Here is a 16,658-nt window from a genome sequence, read left to right on the forward strand (position 1 = left end):
CGCAACGATTGAGACGCCACTAGGCGTCTCTACATCCCGCTTTTCCACCCCATGGAAAAACCCACGAAAGTTCTTATCCTCGGTTCCGGCGCGCTGAAAATCGGCGAGGCCGGCGAGTTCGACTACTCCGGCTCCCAGGCGCTCAAGGCCCTGAAAGAGGAAGGCATCCGCACCATCCTGATCAACCCCAACATTGCCACCGTGCAGACCTCCGAGGGCCTGGCCGACGACGTGTACTTTCTGCCCGTGACGCCCTACTTCGTGGAGGAAGTCATCAAAAAGGAGCAGCCCGACGGCATTCTGGTGGCCTTCGGCGGGCAGACGGCCCTGAACTGCGCCGTGGCCCTGTACCGCGCCGGCGTGTTCGACAAGTATAACGTGCAGGTGCTGGGCACGCCCGTGCAGAGCATCATCGACACGGAGGACCGGGATATCTTCAAGGAGAAGCTCGGGCAGATTGGTGTGCTCTCGGCCCGCAGCGTGGCCGTCACCACGCTGGACGACGCGCTGGCCGCCGCCGAAAAAATCGGCTTTCCCATCATCGTGCGGGCCGCCTTTGCGCTGGGCGGGCTGGGCAGCGGCTTTGCCAACAACTTCGACGAGCTGCGGGCCCTGGCCCAGAAGGCCTTCACCACCTCGGACCAGATTCTGGTGGAGGAGTCGCTGAAGGGCTGGAAGGAAGTGGAGTACGAAGTGGTGCGCGATGCCTACGACAACTGCATCACGGTCTGCAACATGGAGAACTTCGACCCCATCGGCATCCACACCGGGGAGAGCATCGTAGTAGCGCCGTCGCAGACGCTGAGCAACCGGGAGTACCACAAGCTGCGCCGCCTCGGCATTCAGACCATCCGCCACCTGGGCATCGTGGGCGAGTGCAACATTCAGTATGCGCTGGACCCGAAATCCGAGGACTACCGCGTCATTGAAGTGAATGCGCGCCTCTCGCGCTCCTCGGCCCTGGCCTCCAAGGCCACGGGCTACCCCTTGGCCTTCGTGGCCGCCAAGCTGAGTCTGGGCTACTCACTGGCCGAGCTGAAAAACAGCGTGACGCAGACCACCTCGGCCTTCTTTGAGCCGGCCCTGGACTACGTGGTGGTCAAGCTGCCGCGCTGGGATCTGGGCAAGTTCGCGGGCGTGAACCGGCAGATCGGCTCGGCCATGAAGAGCGTGGGCGAGGTGATGGCCATCGGCAAAAGCTTTGAGGAAGCCATTCAGAAGGGCCTGCGCATGCTCGACACGGGCAAGCGCGGCTTTGTGGCCAACCGGGCCGAGGACGAGCTGGATAACGCCGCCATCGACCAGCTGCTGCGCGAGCCCAACGAGGAGCGCATCTTCGCTATCAATCTGGCCTTTGAGGCCGGCTACAGCATCCAGCAGGTCCATGAGCTGACCAAAATCGACTTGTGGTTTCTGCAGCGCTTATATACCATTTTCCAGTTAGGCCAAAAGCTTGCCGAAGGCCGTACCAACGGCGGCCTCGACGGGCTGGACACCGCGCTATTGCGCGACGTCAAAAAAGCTGGCTTTTCCGACCAGCAGATTGCCGTGCAGCTGCTGGGGGAAGGCGACGTGAAGGCCGACGAGCTGCGGGTACGCGCCCGCCGCAAAGCCCTGGGCGTGCTGCCCGTCATCAAGCAGATTGACACGCTGGCGGCCGAGTTCCCGGCCCAGACCAACTACCTCTACACCACCTACCACGGCACGGAACATGATTTAGCGCCGGAAACTGATAAGTCCGTCATGGTGCTGGGCTCGGGCGTGTACCGCATCGGCTCCTCCGTGGAGTTTGACTGGTGCGGCGTGCAGGCCGTGCAGACGGCCGCGGCCGAGGGTTACAAGACGATTATCATCAACTACAACCCCGAAACCGTCTCCACCGACTACGACGTCTCGGACCGGCTCTACTTCGAGGAGCTGAGCTTCGAGCGGGTGCTGGACATTCTGGACTTTGAACAGCCGGGCGGGGTGATTCTCTCCACGGGCGGGCAGATTCCCAACAACCTGGCCACCCGCCTGGCCGAGGCCAAGGCGCCCATCCTGGGCACCTCGGCGGCCATGATTGACCAGGCGGAAAACCGCCACAAGTTCTCCTCTATCCTCGATGAGCTGGGCATTGCCCAGCCCCGCTGGCAGGAGCTCACCTCGCTGGAAGCCATGTTCGACTTCGTAAATGAGGTGGGCTACCCCGTGCTGATCCGGCCCAGCTACGTGCTGTCGGGGGCGGCCATGAACGTGGTGTCCAATGCCTTCGAGCTGGAAGAATTCCTCAAAGCTGCGAAGGAAGTCAGTGCCGAATACCCGGTGGTGGTCTCCGAGTTCATCCAGGAGGCCAAGGAAATTGAGCTGGACGCCGTGGCCGACCGGGGCGAAATCGTGAGCTACGCCATTTCCGAGCACGTGGAGTTTGCCGGCGTGCACTCCGGCGACGCGACCATGTACTACCCGCCCCAGCGCGTGTACGTGGGCACGGTGCGCAAGCTCAAGATCATTGCCGAGAAGATTGCCAAGCGCTTTGAAATCAGCGGGCCCTTCAACATCCAGTTTCTGGAGAAAAACCGCGAAATCCGGGTGATTGAGTGCAACATCCGCGCCTCCCGCTCCTTCCCCTTCGTGAGCAAGGTCTCGGGCCACAACCTGATCCAGAAGGCCACCCAGGTACTGCTGGGGAAGAAAGTGACGCGCGACGCCAGCGAGCTGGTCTACGATCTGCCCTTCGTGGGGGTAAAGGCCCCGCAGTTCTCCTTCACCCGCCTGCCCGGCGCCGACCCGGTGCTGCGCGTGGACATGACCTCCACCGGCGAGGTGGGCTGCCTGGGCGACACGGCCGAGGAAGCGCTGCTCAAGGCCATGCTCTCGGTGGGCTATAAGATTCCGCAGAAAACGGTGCTGCTCTCCAGCGGCCCGCTGCTCTCGAAGGTGGCGCTGCTGGACTCGGCCCGCCTGCTGGTGCAGCACGGCTTCGCGCTCTACGCCACAGCGGGCACGCACCGCTTCCTGGCCGAGCACCAGGTGCCCAGCACGCTGGTCTTCTGGCCCGACGAGCGGCAGGAGCCCAACGTGCTGACGTATCTGAAGGAGAAGAAGATTGACCTGGTGCTCAACATCCCCAAGAACCTGAGCAAGGGTGAGCTGGACAACGACTACACCATCCGCCGCACGGCCGTGGACTTCGGCATTCCGCTGCTGACCAACGCGCGGCTGGCCAAAGCCTTCATTCAGGCCTTCTGCACGCTGGAGATGAAGGATCTGAAGATCAAGAGCTGGAACGAGTATAAGGCTATGTAAGGCAAAGCTTCTACTTCGCGTATCGTTGCACCATCATGCGTAGTGCCGACTTGCCCGAGCGCTGGAAACGGAAGCTCCAGGAATATCTGATTGCAAAAGGCAGCACTAAGAGCCGGTTAAAATTTAGGACTGCTGAATACTTGTCCCGCTTGAGTAGCCCGAAAATAGCTGTTTTGCACTGGCACCTTGAGCTGTTTTGCAGATTGAGGTGGTCGGCGGCCAGCTGCACGAATTTGGTGGAGCTGGTCAGGTAGCGCGCCAGCTGCTCGGCCACGGCCGTGAGGGAAGTGCCCTTGGGCTTGACTTCCACCACAGCCACCAGTTTGCGGTCCACAAACAGGGCGTAGTCGGCCGGCCAAGTGCTGGTCTGAAACTCGCGAACGGCAACACCTTATCCGGCACTAAGGTTTAATTTGTCGGCATCCTAGATTTCCCGGCCAGATGCTTGCAGCTGTTGATCAATGATCTGCCGGGCTTTCTGTTCGGGGGTAATCATCTAGTTGATAACGATACAACCTTATTTCAATAGGAAGATGCTAGTCAACAAACTTAAGCAACCTGAACAGTTATACTACTGGATAGATAAGACCTTTTTCTCAGATAAAGTCTCCGCAAAGGATGAACCTAAAGTTATGGTTGCTTCTGATAGCAAGTTCCAAACAGGAAGTATTCTCGGCCGCCTTCCCTACTCACCGAAGCATTTTGTGTTTCCAAAGTTGCAATTCCAAAACTTGACCGTTAGCCTAAAATAAAAACCCTCTCAGCGTGATGCTAAGAGGGTTTGTGTGATCCCGCTGGGATTCGAACCCAGGACCCATACATTAAAAGTGTATTGCTCTACCAGCTGAGCTACAGAATCCTTTACTTTGCAATCGGCGTGTGTTATTCGCTGATTGTGGCACAAAAGTAGAGGGCCGATCCTTATCCTGCAAACGTTTTGCTCAAAAAAACTCACTTTTTTTTATTTCTGGGCCTGTTTTTCTGCCAAACCGTTCTGGCCCAAAACGATAGCAAAGCCCTAGTAAAAGCAGATTCCTTGTTCGAGGCGGGCGCTTTGCTGCCGGCCTACAAGCTCTACCGCCAAACCCTGCGCCAGGAGCACCAGCACAGTGCCCGGTTGCTGGTGCGCATGGCCTACACTCAGGAGCAAATAGGCCATTATCCGGCGGCGTTGTATTACCTGAATGTGCTCCAAACGCATGCTCCCTCGCAGGCTACCTGGAATAAAATGGTGGAGCTCGCCCAAAACAACCGCCTCGACGGCTATACTACTTCGTGGCCGCAGCGCTTACTGATTCCCTTCCGGCGCTATTACAATCAGCTGCTGCAAGCTGCCTTTATAGTAGCCGTAGTAGCGGGCACGGTCTTGTTAATTCGCTTGCTAAAGCGCCGCCGTATCATTCGGGAATGGTGGGTGCTGTATGGTGTGTATTTGCTGCTGGCCGGGGTGTTGCTCAATCTGTTGCGGCCGGAAAAAGTGGGGCTGGTGTGTCAGTCCCGGGCGGCGCTGATGAGTGGCCCGGCCGCCGGAGCCAATTGGCTGACAGTAGCCGCGGCCGGCGACCGGCTGCAAGTGGAAGGCGTGCAGGATATCTGGTATCAGGTAAAATGGCACGGGCGCACTGCTTTCATCCGGCGCCAGAACCTGTTAGTGGTTGAGTAATGCCAATGCTTGGGCGAAGCAATATTGCTGCCGGCGCTATTCACCTGACTGACATTCTACAGCACCCAGAAGTGCATTTACTTCAGAAACCCAACTCGCCCCGGTAGCAAGCTAAGGTGGGGCTGGTTGGGTTTCTCCTTATAAATTCTTGCCAGGTAGGCTGGCTCTTCTAGCGCAAAGGAGAGTCTTTCTCCTTGCGAAAATGATTCAGCACCAGCTTATCAGTGAGGCCGGGCAGCCATTTGTTCAGGAAAACGGTCAGTTTACCCTGACTAGTGAGCACCATGTCGCGGCGGCGCTGCTCCACGGCTTTCAGGATATGCCGGGCCACTTCTTCGCTGCTCATAATGTTGCCTTCATCCAGCGGCGACTCGCCCTGCTGGGAGCCATCGGCGGCCAGGGCCACATTGCGGATATTGGAGGAAGTGAAGCCGGGGCAGGCTACCAGCACGTGCACGCCTTGGGGCAGCAGCTCCGTGCGGAGCGCTTCCAGGAAACCCTGCATGGCAAACTTGGAAGCCGAGTAGCCCGTGCGCCCCGGCAGGCCCCGGTAGCCCGCAATGCTGCTGATGCCTACAATAGAGCCTTTGGTGGCCACAATATGCGGCAGCGCAAACTTGGTGGTGTATACCGTTCCAAAGAAGTTGGTTTGCATCAGCTGCCGGATTACGTCCAGGTCGGCATCCTGAAACAGGGCCCGCATAGAAATGCCGGCGTTGTTCAACAATACGTCCAGGCGGCCAAAAGCGGCAATGGCTTCCTCTACTGCCCGGCGCGAGTCTTCTTCGTTGCCCACATCGGCGCGCACGGTGCGGTGCTCAATGCCCTGGCGCTGCAGCTCAGCGCTGGTTTCCTGCAGGCGCGCTTCATTACGGCCCGTGATAACTACTCTGGCGCCGGCCTGGCCGAACACCTTGGCACAGGCGCGGCCAATACCCGAGGTACCCCCGGTAATCAGTACTACTTTTCCTTTCATAGAGTCTTGGCAGAATTTAGCCCTGGCTCAGCAGGCCGGGAGAAGCAAAACTACGGTTTTTCTGAGCGCAGCTACAGCGGCGGACCCTCTACAAAATCCGCATCTCCTCATAAATCTGGTCAAATCCGTGGTTACCTTTGCGCTTGTGAGGAAATCAGTAAAAAACATCCCCGCGGAGCTGCTTCGCGAAGTCGAAATCACCGACATGGTAGCCGAAGGCAAGTGCCTGGTGCGCCGCGAGAATCTGGTCATTTTTGTAACCCAGGTAGCCCCCGGCGACGTGGTAGACCTGCGCGTAACCAAAGCCAAAAAGAACTTCTTGGAAGCCGTACCCACGCACTTCCATAAATACTCCGAGCTGCGCGTGCAGCCTTTCTGCGAGCATTTTGGCACCTGTGGCGGCTGCAAGTGGCAGCACCTGGGTTACGAAACCCAGCTTAAATTCAAGCACCAGCAGGTGGCCGATACCCTGCAGCGCATTGGCAAAGTAGCGCTGCCCGAAATACAGCCCATTCTCCCCTCTCCGGCCCAGACGTATTACCGCAACAAGCTGGAATACACCTTCAGCCACAATGGCTGGCTCACGAACGAGCAGATTGCCAGCGGCCACAACTACGACCGGCGCGTGCTGGGCTTCCACACGCCCGCCCGCTTCGATAAGATTCTGGACGTGAACCACTGCTGGCTACAGCCCGACCCCAGCAACCAGATCCGGCTGGCCGTGCGTGACTACGCCCACGAGCATGACCTGCCCTTCAACAACCTGGTTACGCAGGAAGGCTTCCTGCGCAACCTCATCATCCGCACGGCTAACTCCGGCGACCTGATGGTAATTCTGCAGTGCTATTATGCCCACGATGCGCTGTTCCCGCTGCTGGACTACATCTACGAGCGGTTCCCGCAAATCACCTCCCTCAACTACGTCCTCAACGACAAAGGCAACGAAACCTTCCACGACCTGGACGTGGTGTGCTACAAGGGAGAGCCGTACATTCACGAGGAAATGGAAGGCCTGCGCTTCCGCGTAGGACCAAAATCTTTCTACCAGACCAATTCCGAAGGCGCCTACAACCTCTACAAAGTCACCCGCGACTTCGCCCAGCTCACCGGCTCAGAGCTGGTGTATGACCTCTACACCGGCGCCGGCACCATTGCCAACTTTGTGGCCCGCCAAGCCCGGCACGTAGTAGGCGTAGAGTATGTAGAATCAGCGGTGAAGGACGCGTACATCAACTCTGAAATCAACGGCACTACCAACACCGAGTTTTACGCCGGCGACATGAAGGATGTACTCAACTCCGAATTCATCGCCAAGCACGGCCGCCCCGATGTCATCATCACCGACCCGCCCCGCGCCGGCATGCACCCCGACGTAGTGGCCCGTCTGCTGGAAATGCGCGCCCCTCGTATCGTGTACGTTAGCTGCAACCCCGGCACCCAGGCCCGGGATTTGGAGCTGCTGGATGAGGCGTATAAGGTTACTAAAGTGCAGCCCGTGGATATGTTCCCCCATACGCACCACGTGGAAAATGTGGTGTTACTGGAGTTGCGGTGATACCTATATGAATGATATAAATATTACTGATTGGTTAAATGAATTAGCTGGCGAAAAACTTAGCTCCGTCGTTTTTGTGATGGATTATCTTCAACTGGATTTTGACGGCAACAGGTATACCATGTATATCTGGCCTGAAGTAATAATTGAAGAAAAAGTATTTCACTTTTCTGGTGAGCAATACAGGAATAAGCTGTGCGCTTTAATCACACAAGTTGTAAAGCACGTTGTCTACAAAGAGCGACAAAGCCTTGAAATTCATTTTGTAGACGGTAATCAAATTCGCTTATCTCTCAATCCTAATAACCCGGATATAGTAGCAGAAATTGGCATCTATACAGATGCTAGTGAAGCATGGATGGTACTCGAATAAAAATCTACACCATGGACTACACCAACGACCCCGAACTGAACGGCAAGTACCTCGGCACCATCACCAAGGATTTTGCTACCGTTTCTGATACACTGATGGAGGCCTCCTCCCAGATTCGGAAGCGGGATATTTCGAAGTACCCGATTTTTGTGTTTGCCCGACAGGAGGTGCCACTGGGTGGTCTGCTCATCAATGCAGACGAGCTGAACCTGGAATGGCACGTTTTCGCCAGCTACCTGGAGCTGTTTGTGCAGCAGGGCATTGTGAGTCAGGAGGGAATTGAAGCCTTTCAGAATACCTACCGTGACCCCAATGAGTACTGCTGCCTGTTCGTGCTGGATGAGGAGTTCACCAACTTCGTATACATCCCTTACCCGGAAGATTAACTGTCATTGCGAGGAGGCACGACGAAGCAATCCGTCCTCTGCAATGTACTGAGCCCAAATAAATCAGAAAGCCCTTGACGTGTGCACTACGCGCCAAGGGCTTTCTGGTAAAAGGAAGTGTCGGCTGTGTAGAGGACGGATTGCTTCGTCGTGCCTCCTCGCAATGACAATTTTTAAAAGTGCTGCCAGCCCTGGGCGCGCAGGGGCACCGGCTGACCGGCTTTGGTAATCAGGTTGGCGCCTTCGCTCTTGTCTACCATGTGGCCGATGATGGTGATATCGGGGTGGTTTTTGAGCTTGTCGTGGTCGGAGAGCGGCACGGTAAAGAGCAGCTCGTAGTCCTCGCCGCCGTTGAGCATGCACATGATGGGGTCGAGGTTAAATTCCTCGGCTACTTCCAGCGTGGGATTGGCAATGGGCAGGTTTTCGGAGAAGATGCGCGCGCCGGTGCCGCTGGCCTGGCAGAGGTGGAGGGTTTCGGAAGCCAGCCCGTCGGAAATATCAATCATGCTGGTGGGCACCACGCCCAGGTCGCGCAGCTCGTGGATGATGTCCATGCGGGCTTCGGGGCGGAGCTGGCGCTGCAGCACGTAGGGGTATTTGCTGAGCTCGGGCTGCGTTTCGGGGTCGGCCTGCCAGGCCTGCTTTTCGCGCTCCAGCACCTGCAGACCCAGAAAAGCACCGCCCAGGTCGCCGGTTACGCACAGCAGGTCGTTGGAGCCGGCCCCGCTACGGCGCACCGCTTTACCGTGTTCTACCTGCCCTAAAGCCGTGATGTTGATAGTAAGTCCACCCCGGCTGGCCGTCGTGTCTCCGCCCACCAAATCCACATTATAGGCTTCACAGGCCAGGCGCATGCCTTCGTACAGTTCCTCAATAGCCTCCACTGAAAACCGGGCACCAATAGAAATCGACACCACAATTTGCGTGGGCGTGGCATTCATTGCGGCAATGTCCGACACATTCACGGCTACTGCTTTGTAGCCCACATGCTTGAGCGGGCAGAACGTGAGGTCGAAGTGGATGCCTTCCACCAGCATATCTGTGCTCACCACTACGTCGTGGTTGGCGGCCGGAGCTATGATGGCGGCATCGTCGCCAATTCCTAAAACGGTGCTGGGTTGATGGAGCGTGATGGTATTCTGAATGCGGTGGATAAGACCGAACTCCCCTACTTTATCGAGTGGCGTGATGTCGCTCATGGAATTCAATTAAATGAGGGTGCAAAAGTACAATACTCTACGGGCTGCGTGAAATACAGACAGAAGTTAGCCTATACTTATACAACTTGAATGTGGCGCTAGGAGCGCAGTAGCTTGCGGGCTGATGTGAGGAGAGTAGCGCGAAGTTCCGGCTTCGCGTACGAGTAAAGCGAGTTCCTACGCGTTTACTCAAACGGCGCGTTTCCGCCCACTCGCTTCGCGAGTACGCGAAGCCGGAGCTTCGCGCTACAATCATTCGTCAGCTGACTGGACTTTGCTCTAGGCGCCATGTACTCGTTATGGCCATTCTTTCATAACCTCATCCCAAACAACTTCAGGTCGCAACAATCGTTTGCTAACGAACGTTAGGAATCATATCTTTGTTGAACCCATATGGAACCGGCTACTCTCTCCCGCAAAGCACAGATTGACCAGACTGCTACGGCGCTGTTTCGGTCGCGGGGCTTTGCGGCTACCAGCATGCGGGAGTTGGCGTCAGCTTTAGGTATTGAAGCGGGCAGCATTTACTCGCACATTCGGAGCAAAGAGGAGATTCTGAACCGTATTTGCTTCCGACTGGCAGATGCTTTTTTTGCCGGATTTGAAGCATCGACTTACGATAAAGCGCAAACGATTGCAGAGCAGCTGCGCCGGGCCATTGAAAGCCATGTGCGCGTGCTTACCCAGGACGTGGCCGCTTCGGCGGTATTTCTGCACGAGTGGCGCCATCTCTCGGAGCCGGCCCGCACGGAGTTTCTTACACTGCGCGAGCAGTATGAAGCTGGTTTTCGCGAATTGATTCAGCAGGGCCTGACTACCGGTGAGCTTCATGCTCCCGATGCCGGCTTTGCCACGCTTACGCTTCTGGCCAGCCTGAACTGGCTGCCTACCTGGTACAAACCCAACGGCAAACTCAGCCCCGATGACATAGCACACCGCCTGGCGGAGCAACTGTTGCGCGGACTGGCCGGCCCCACCCAATAATTTACTTCCCACCATTTACCCCAGCGCATTATGTACGGCGGAGGAAACACTTTTGAAGCACCGGTTAAGGCCGATGGCTTAGAAAACGAAGACCCGATTCTGTTGGCCGAGTTTGAGGCACGCATTGCCCGGGGCGAGAAAATTGAGCCCTCAGACTGGATGCCGGCCCTGTACCGCAAGCAGCTCATCCGTATGATTGAGCAGCATGCGCACTCGGAAATTATTGGCTCCCTGCCCGAAGGTACCTGGATTACCCGCGCGCCCGGCTTCCGCCGCAAAATGGCCCAGATGGCCAAAGTGCAGGACGAAGTAGGCCACGCGCAACTGCTGTACTCGGCCGCTGAAACGCTGGGTAAAACCCGGGAGCAGATGCTGTCTGACCTCATCAACGGCAAGTCGAAGTACAGCAACGTCTTCAACTACCCCACCCCCACCTGGGCCGACTCCAACGTTATTTCCTGGCTGATTGATGCCGGCGCCATTGTAAACCAGCTGGCCAACGCCAAGGGCAGCTATGGCCCCTACTGCCGGGCTCTGGACCGGATTTGCGCCGAGGAAGCCTTCCACCTGAAGTACGGCCACGATGCCGTAACGCACATGGCAACCGGCACGCCCACCCAGCGCCGCATGATGCAGGAGGCCCTGAACCGCTGGTGGCCCGCCATCATGACTTTCTTCGGTCCCGCCGACAAGATGAGCACGCACACGGAAATCCTGATGCGTTGGAAGGTGAAGATGGCCACCAACGACGACTGCCGTCAGCAGTTTCTGGATATGTACGTGCCCAAAATCTGGGAGCTGGGCCTCACTCTGCCCGACCCCAACCTGCACAAAAACGAAGAAACCGGCCAGTGGGAGTTCACCGAGCCCGACTGGGAAGACTTCAAGCGCGTGATTAACGGCGACGGCCCCTGCAACAAGGAGCGCCTGGCTGTGCGCCGCGCTGCCGAAGAAAACGGTGCCTGGGTACGCCGCGCCCTGCTTTCGCCCCAGGCCAAATATGTAAAGCCGCTGGCCTAGTAAGCCAGTCAGCTATTCAAGCATTGAAATATGGGTTCTGAGTTGTAGAGCAAGCGTCCCACCCCGCCCCACCCCTCGGCATTCAGAATTCATATTTCATAATTTTCCCACCTGTGCTCCACTCCCTCGACCCGCGCATTAACCGTTTAGGTTTGCCGGATACTCCTCCGCCTCCACCCGATAAATCTCAGCTGGATCAGTTCGAGACCTACGAAGTCTTTCATCAGAAAAAAGAAGGCGCCGCCTACGTGTATGTAGGCCCCGTGCACGCGCCTTCAGCTGATGTGGCGTTTCTCTTTGCCAAAGAGCAGTACAGCCGCCGCTTCCCCTGCACGGGCATGTGGGTAGTGCCCACCACCAGCATTCAGCTGACGGGATACGTAGGCGACACGGAATCAGTATATGACACGCTGCCCGCCGACCGCGGCGAAGTACCGGCAACGGAACCTACCGAGGAAACCCAGGCGGCTGCCACATACGCGGCCGGGGAAGGGGAAGAAGACTACGACATCTTCCATCTGAAAAAACGTGGCAAAGCGCACACACACGTAGGCAAAGTGCAGGCCGCTACGCCCGGCCAGGCGCTGCAGGTAGCCAAAGCCGTTTTCGGTGAGCAGCGCCCTGTGGTGAATGCATGGGTGGTGCGCTCGGCGGATGTGCTGCGCTCCGAGGAGGACGACAAGGATATTTGGGCCACTAACCCGGAGAAAAAGTACCGCGAAGCCCTGGCCTACCGCGTGCAGGACCGCATTGAGCGCTTCAAACAAGAACAACACCAAAACGCCCCCCAAGCCTGAACGTCGTGAATCAAGCAGCTCTCAAAGACCTCCTGTACCGCCTCGCCGACGACCAGCTGATTCTGGGTCACCGCAATTCTGAATGGAATGGCCTGGGCCCCATTCTGGAGGAAGATATTGCCTTTTCCTCCATGGCGCAGGACAAGCTGGGCCACAGCCTGCAGCTGTATTTGCTGCTGAACCAGCTGGGCGAAGCTGAGCCGGATACGGTAGCCTTCACCCGCAACGCGCCCCAGTTTCACTGCAGCCAGCTGGTGGAGTTGCCCATTGGCGAGTATGATTTCAGTTTGATCCGCCACTTCCTCTACGATCATGCCGAGCTGCTGCGCTTTGAAGCTCTGGGCCAGAGCAGCTATGAGCCGCTGGCTCAGGTAGCCCGCAAACTGAAAGGCGAACTGAAGTACCACGTACTGCACGCCAATACCTGGGTAAAGCGCCTGGGCTCCAGCACCGAGGAAGCCATTGAGCGCCTGCAACAGTCTCTGAACTACGCGCTGCCCTATGCGCTGGGCTTGTTTGAGAAAACAGATCAGGAAGAAGCCATTATAGCCGAAGGTATTTTCATCGGTGAAGATGCCCTGAAGGGTCGTTGGGAAGAAAGCATCCGGACTGTGCTGAGCCAGACGGCCTTACAACTGCCCGACCTGCGGACCCTTACGCCCGTGTACGGCGGCCGTACCGGAGAGCACACCGAGTACCTGCAGCCCCTGCTGGACGAAATGGCCGAAGTATTCCGCCTCGACCCCACGGCTGACTGGTAATCAGCCTAATCTTCTGTCATACCGAAAAGGTGCGCATCAAGCCAGGGACCGACACATCTCGCCTACTTCGCCTGTCATCCTGACGAAGGAAGGACCTTATCCCGCTAGCACGAGTCGTTTTGTTCAAATTATCGTGCCGCCGTGAGAAGGTCCTTCCCTAGGCTCAACATGACAGTTACTTTGGCAACCTCAGCACGCGAGATGCTTCGGCTCTGCTCAGCATGACGGTCTATTTAATTAACGCGCAACGCACATGGATAAGCCCACGATACTAACCTGGCTGGAAGAAGTGAAGGACCCCGAAATACCGGTGCTTTCCCTGGTTGATCTGGGCGTTATCCGGGACGTGGTGCTGCAGGAAGACGGTGGTGTGCTGGTAAAAATGACCCCTACCTTTTCCGGCTGCCCGGCCATGGATTACATGCAGCGCGACGTGGAGCGGGTACTGCATGCCCACGGCGTAGAGAACGTGCAGATTGAAATGAGCTTTGAGGAGCCCTGGAACACCAACATGGTGAGCGAGAAGGGACGCCTGGCGTTGAAGAACTTTGGACTAGCCCCGCCGCCCATGTATAACCAGGTGCTGGATCTGGATATTCTGGAGTACGCCACCTGCCCTTACTGCAACAGCCAGAATACAGAAATGCGCACACCTTTTGGCGCTACACTATGCCGCTCCATGCACTACTGCCATAATTGCCGGCAGATGTTTGAGCAGTTCAAGCCCGTGTAATTTTATTCGGCCTTATCTCACTATTTCGCTTTTTGCGGCGTTATTGCTGTCATGAAAAAAATCCTGCCGCTGGCCCTTTTCTTACTTATGGCCGGCCTCGATGCCTGTAACCGCACTCCCGCACCCATTGATCCGGCCTCGCCGGCAGCAGCAAAAGCCCAGATCAGCGTGCTGCAAGACACTGTGGAAGCCCGCTGGACGGAAATGATAACCAGCGACAACGCCAAACATAGCGCTACCCGGCAAATCATCCGGGAACTGCAGGACCAGCCCGGCACCGACCGCACGCAGCTTCAGCAGCTGCTGAAAGCCAACAACCGTCTGAAGGGCTTGCGCTACAATCAGCAAACCATGCAGGAATCTGCCCGGATTGATGCTTATGATGCCGCCCAGGATTCCGTACTGCGGGCTGTATATACCGTGGCGCTACCCGAGGCCGGCCAGAAAAGTGAGCTGGTGCGTAACCTTACCGAAGGAATTCAGCAGTCGGATGCCGAGGTGGTGGCCTTCCGGGTGCGCTACGATAAAGCCGCCCAACGCTTCAACGACTACCTACAGCTCCATCAAGCCGAACTATCTGAGCTGGGTGGCAAATATGCCAAGCTAAAGCCGCTGCCGCTGTTTACCATTCAGCAGTAACTTCTGTACGCTTTAAACGACAACGCCCGACCGGCTAGAAAATTTCCAGTTGGTCGGGCGTTGCTGTGCAACCTTACGGCCGAACATAGAATCTGCTCTATACACACCTTATCTACTACTCAATATTATGCGCACTCTATCCCGCCTTTCGCTTTTTCTATTGCTATCCGCCGGCCTGCTGAGTGGCTGCGCCCACGAGGAAGCTGCCCCGGCTTGTGCTACTTTGGTAACCGTGCGTGATTTAACCGGCCTCGACGGCTGCCGCATGGTGCTGGAGCTAGAGGACGGCCAGCGCCTGGAGCCCCACGGTTCTGCCTGGCAGGCCTATACCCCGCACGATGGGGAACAACTATATGTGGCGTATGAATATGACTCCATGGTCAGTATTTGTATGGTGGGAGAAACGGTGCGAATAACCTGCATTCAACCCGCATCTACCTCCTCGCCGCAAAATTAACGTTGGTTTACTGAGCCCACTTTTCACATAAAAAAAGCCTCTGTGCTACACAGAGGCTTTTTTTGTGCGGAAGAAAATACCCTACAGTTTAGCCATTTCATCGTGCACGAAATCGGCCAGCGTGCGCAGGTACTCGGTGCTAAAATCAAAGCGGATGCCCGCAGCGGCGTATATCTCGCCGATGGGTGCCGTGTAGCCCAACGCCAGGGCGCGTTTGTAAGCCGCCAGGCCTTGCTGCGGATTCTGACGGAAGTTGCGCCAAACCGCAATGGCTCCCAGCTGGGCCATGGCGTATTCTATGTAATAGAACGGCACTTCATAGAGGTGCAGCTGCTTTTGCCAGAGGTAAGGCTTATACTTCTCCAGTCCCTGCCAGCTCACGGTGCGCTGGTTGAACTCGTTGAAGATAGTCATCCAGCTTTGGTGCCGTTCCTGCTCCGTATGCTGCGGATTCTCGTAGACCCAGTGCTGAAACTTATCAATGGTAGCTACCCACGGGAAGGTTTCCAATACGCTTTCCAGGTGGGTTTTCTTGGCGCGGCGCAGTTCCTCTGGGTCAGAGAAAAACACATCCCAATGGTCCATACTCATTAGCTCCATGCTCATGGAGGCCAGCTCAGCTACTTCGGATGGCGGATGCTTATCGGCGGAAAGTGGCAGGCGGCGTGTGAGGAAGCTATGTACAGCGTGGCCGCCTTCGTGCAGCATGGTTACTACATCGCGCAGCGAAGAGGTGGCATTCATGAAAATGAACGGCACGCCGGTTTCATCCAGTGGGTAGTTGTAGCCGCCCGGAGCTTTCCCCTTGCGCGACTCCAGATCCAGATTACCCATTTGGCGCATAGTGCGCAGACAGTCGCTCAGAAAAGGGTCGAGGCGCTCGAATACGGTAATAGTTTTTTCCAGTAGTTCCTCGCCGGTTTCAAAAGGGTGCAGGGGCGCTTTGCCACTCACGTCCACATCCAGGTCCCAGGGGCGCAGCTCGGGCAGGGCCAGATCCTGGCGGCGGGCCAGGTCTAAGTCGTCAATGAGCGGCACTACGGTTTCCCGGATAGCCTGGTGGAAATGCTTACAGTCCTGCGGGGTGTAGTCGAAGCGGCCGAGGGCCGCGAACATATAGTCGCGGAAGTTGGGGAAGTCGGCGTTCAGGGCCATCTGGTGGCGTAGCTGCACCAGCTCAGTGAAGAGCTTATCCAGGGGCACGGCATCCTGCAGACGGCGCTCCTGCACGGCCCGGTAGGCTTCTTCGCGCACGGAGCGTTTGGGGTTTTTCAGCCGGTCGGCGGCGCGGGGCAGGGTTATTTCCTCGCCATCCAGCGTTACCGTCATGGCGCCCACGGTAGCGGCATATTGCTGCTGCTTGGTGCTGATTTCGGTTTTGAGCGGAATATTCGCTTCGCGGTAGATTTCCAGGGCCTGGCGCACCGAGCGAATAAACACGCGGTAGCGCTGCGGATCCAGCTGCCCCAGGTACTCCGAGGCCATCATCTTTTCGTTGAGAGCGTGGTCGTAGGGGGCTACTTTGGGCTCAATCTCACTTACAAAGTATTGAAACGCCTCCGCCCGACCGGCATCCTGCGTGTCGCAGGTCATGCGAATATAGCGCCAGGCCATGTCCTCGCTAAGCACACTTTCCAGCTCACTGCGGTCCAATAGCCACCGTTCCAGCTCGGCGGCCGAGTGCAGGTCCCGTTCTCGCAGCTCAATAAAATAAGGCTCGAGAGTAGCCCAGTCACTTACCAGAAAACTCTCGGGCAAGTAATGACGGGGTGGGCGCTGGGTATCGGTAGCCAGGGCGGTTTCGGGGGAGTGTACCATTGCAAA

The 16,658-nt window shown here is 57.0% G+C and carries 16 protein-coding genes and 1 tRNA gene; 12 read left to right on the forward strand and 5 right to left on the reverse strand.

Features of this window, described 5'->3' with window-relative positions; translation table 11 throughout:
- The first annotated feature begins 51 nt into the window (after positions 1-51).
- Positions 52-3,288 carry a carbamoyl-phosphate synthase (glutamine-hydrolyzing) large subunit gene (gene carB / locus PK28_RS11910; protein WP_044514128.1) on the forward strand — a complete coding sequence of 1,079 codons (3,237 nt, stop codon included), beginning with the start codon at positions 52-54 and terminating at the stop codon, positions 3,286-3,288.
- Positions 3,289-3,298: 10 nt separating this feature from the next.
- On the opposite strand, the gene PK28_RS11915 is transcribed toward carB, so the two are convergent.
- Together PK28_RS11915 and PK28_RS11925 are read right to left on the reverse strand one after the other, a co-directional pair.
- A complete protein-coding gene (locus PK28_RS11915; RefSeq protein WP_044514131.1) occupies positions 3,299-3,622 on the reverse strand; it encodes a hypothetical protein in 324 nt (107 codons plus the stop codon).
- 452 nt (positions 3,623-4,074) lie between these two features.
- Positions 4,075-4,147, reverse strand: a tRNA-Lys gene (locus tag PK28_RS11925).
- A 78-nt stretch (positions 4,148-4,225) separates the two neighbouring features.
- On the opposite strand from PK28_RS11925, the gene PK28_RS11930 reads away from it, so the two are divergent.
- Positions 4,226-4,951: a hypothetical protein gene (locus tag PK28_RS11930; protein WP_044514135.1), complete on the forward strand. Its 726-nt coding sequence runs from the start codon at positions 4,226-4,228 to the stop codon at positions 4,949-4,951.
- Positions 4,952-5,120: 169 nt separating this feature from the next.
- On the opposite strand, the gene PK28_RS11935 is transcribed toward PK28_RS11930, so the two are convergent.
- Positions 5,121-5,927: an SDR family oxidoreductase gene (locus PK28_RS11935; protein ID WP_044514137.1), complete on the reverse strand. Its 807-nt coding sequence runs from the start codon at positions 5,925-5,927 to the stop codon at positions 5,121-5,123.
- A gap of 145 nt (positions 5,928-6,072) precedes the next feature.
- Here PK28_RS11935 and rlmD point away from each other — a divergent pair, with 145 nt between their 5' ends.
- From rlmD to PK28_RS11950, 3 genes are read left to right on the forward strand one after another with little or no spacing between them, the layout of a single operon-like run.
- Complete coding sequence (gene rlmD, locus PK28_RS11940) at positions 6,073-7,482, forward strand: 23S rRNA (uracil(1939)-C(5))-methyltransferase RlmD (protein ID WP_044516965.1); 1,410 nt, start codon at positions 6,073-6,075, stop codon at positions 7,480-7,482.
- A gap of 7 nt (positions 7,483-7,489) precedes the next feature.
- A complete protein-coding gene (locus tag PK28_RS11945; protein WP_044514139.1) occupies positions 7,490-7,855 on the forward strand; it encodes a hypothetical protein in 366 nt (121 codons plus the stop codon).
- A complete protein-coding gene (locus PK28_RS11950; protein ID WP_410471228.1) occupies positions 7,837-8,241 on the forward strand; it encodes a hypothetical protein in 405 nt (134 codons plus the stop codon). The genes PK28_RS11945 and PK28_RS11950 overlap by 19 nt, the downstream gene beginning before the upstream one ends.
- Positions 8,242-8,414: 173 nt before the next feature.
- Here PK28_RS11950 and thiL read toward each other — a convergent pair whose 3' ends face one another.
- Positions 8,415-9,443 carry a thiamine-phosphate kinase gene (gene thiL, locus PK28_RS11955; RefSeq protein ID WP_044516968.1) on the reverse strand — a complete coding sequence of 343 codons (1,029 nt, stop codon included), beginning with the start codon at positions 9,441-9,443 and terminating at the stop codon, positions 8,415-8,417.
- Positions 9,444-9,836: 393 nt separating this feature from the next.
- Between thiL and PK28_RS11960 the strand changes: the two genes are divergently transcribed.
- The 7 genes from PK28_RS11960 to PK28_RS11990 all read left to right on the forward strand — a co-directional run bounded on the left by PK28_RS11960 (position 9,837) and on the right by PK28_RS11990 (position 14,834).
- Positions 9,837-10,427, forward strand: a complete 591-nt coding sequence (locus PK28_RS11960; protein ID WP_044514142.1) for a TetR/AcrR family transcriptional regulator — start codon at positions 9,837-9,839, stop codon at positions 10,425-10,427.
- 30 nt (positions 10,428-10,457) lie between these two features.
- Complete coding sequence (paaA, locus tag PK28_RS11965) at positions 10,458-11,447, forward strand: 1,2-phenylacetyl-CoA epoxidase subunit PaaA (protein ID WP_044514143.1); 990 nt, start codon at positions 10,458-10,460, stop codon at positions 11,445-11,447.
- A gap of 113 nt (positions 11,448-11,560) precedes the next feature.
- On the forward strand, positions 11,561-12,244 hold the full coding sequence (locus PK28_RS11970) for a phenylacetic acid degradation b (protein WP_044514145.1): 684 nt from the start codon (positions 11,561-11,563) through the stop codon (positions 12,242-12,244).
- A gap of 5 nt (positions 12,245-12,249) precedes the next feature.
- Positions 12,250-13,005, forward strand: coding sequence for a 1,2-phenylacetyl-CoA epoxidase subunit PaaC (gene paaC / locus PK28_RS11975; protein ID WP_044514147.1), 756 nt, complete (start codon positions 12,250-12,252; stop codon positions 13,003-13,005).
- A 253-nt stretch (positions 13,006-13,258) separates the two neighbouring features.
- Positions 13,259-13,738, forward strand: coding sequence for a 1,2-phenylacetyl-CoA epoxidase subunit PaaD (paaD, locus tag PK28_RS11980; RefSeq protein ID WP_044514149.1), 480 nt, complete (start codon positions 13,259-13,261; stop codon positions 13,736-13,738).
- Between the two features lie 51 nt (positions 13,739-13,789).
- Positions 13,790-14,377 carry a hypothetical protein gene (locus tag PK28_RS11985; protein ID WP_044514151.1) on the forward strand — a complete coding sequence of 196 codons (588 nt, stop codon included), beginning with the start codon at positions 13,790-13,792 and terminating at the stop codon, positions 14,375-14,377.
- A 127-nt stretch (positions 14,378-14,504) separates the two neighbouring features.
- Positions 14,505-14,834, forward strand: a complete 330-nt coding sequence (locus PK28_RS11990) for a hypothetical protein (protein ID WP_044514153.1) — start codon at positions 14,505-14,507, stop codon at positions 14,832-14,834.
- An 81-nt stretch (positions 14,835-14,915) separates the two neighbouring features.
- Here PK28_RS11990 and PK28_RS11995 read toward each other — a convergent pair whose 3' ends face one another.
- Positions 14,916-16,652: a M3 family oligoendopeptidase gene (locus PK28_RS11995; protein WP_044514155.1), complete on the reverse strand. Its 1,737-nt coding sequence runs from the start codon at positions 16,650-16,652 to the stop codon at positions 14,916-14,918.
- Positions 16,653-16,658 lie beyond the last annotated feature (6 nt).

This window comes from Hymenobacter sp. DG25B (assembly GCF_000801315.1).
Lineage (GTDB): Bacteria > Bacteroidota > Bacteroidia > Cytophagales > Hymenobacteraceae > Hymenobacter.

Coding starts and splice junctions, on each gene's coding strand:
- PK28_RS11985 (WP_044514151.1), top strand. CDS start 13,790: ATGAAAAAAATCCTGCCGCTGGCCCTTTTCTTACTTATGGCCGGCCTC.
- paaA (WP_044514143.1), top strand. CDS start 10,458: ATGTACGGCGGAGGAAACACTTTTGAAGCACCGGTTAAGGCCGATGGC.
- PK28_RS11960 (WP_044514142.1), top strand. CDS start 9,837: ATGGAACCGGCTACTCTCTCCCGCAAAGCACAGATTGACCAGACTGCT.
- PK28_RS11945 (WP_044514139.1), top strand. CDS start 7,490: ATGAATGATATAAATATTACTGATTGGTTAAATGAATTAGCTGGCGAA.
- PK28_RS11990 (WP_044514153.1), top strand. CDS start 14,505: ATGCGCACTCTATCCCGCCTTTCGCTTTTTCTATTGCTATCCGCCGGC.
- PK28_RS11935 (WP_044514137.1), bottom strand. CDS start 5,927: ATGAAAGGAAAAGTAGTACTGATTACCGGGGGTACCTCGGGTATTGGC.
- PK28_RS11995 (WP_044514155.1), bottom strand. CDS start 16,652: ATGGTACACTCCCCCGAAACCGCCCTGGCTACCGATACCCAGCGCCCA.
- PK28_RS11950 (WP_410471228.1), top strand. CDS start 7,837: ATGGATGGTACTCGAATAAAAATCTACACCATGGACTACACCAACGAC.
- thiL (WP_044516968.1), bottom strand. CDS start 9,443: ATGAGCGACATCACGCCACTCGATAAAGTAGGGGAGTTCGGTCTTATC.
- paaD (WP_044514149.1), top strand. CDS start 13,259: ATGGATAAGCCCACGATACTAACCTGGCTGGAAGAAGTGAAGGACCCC.
- carB (WP_044514128.1), top strand. CDS start 52: ATGGAAAAACCCACGAAAGTTCTTATCCTCGGTTCCGGCGCGCTGAAA.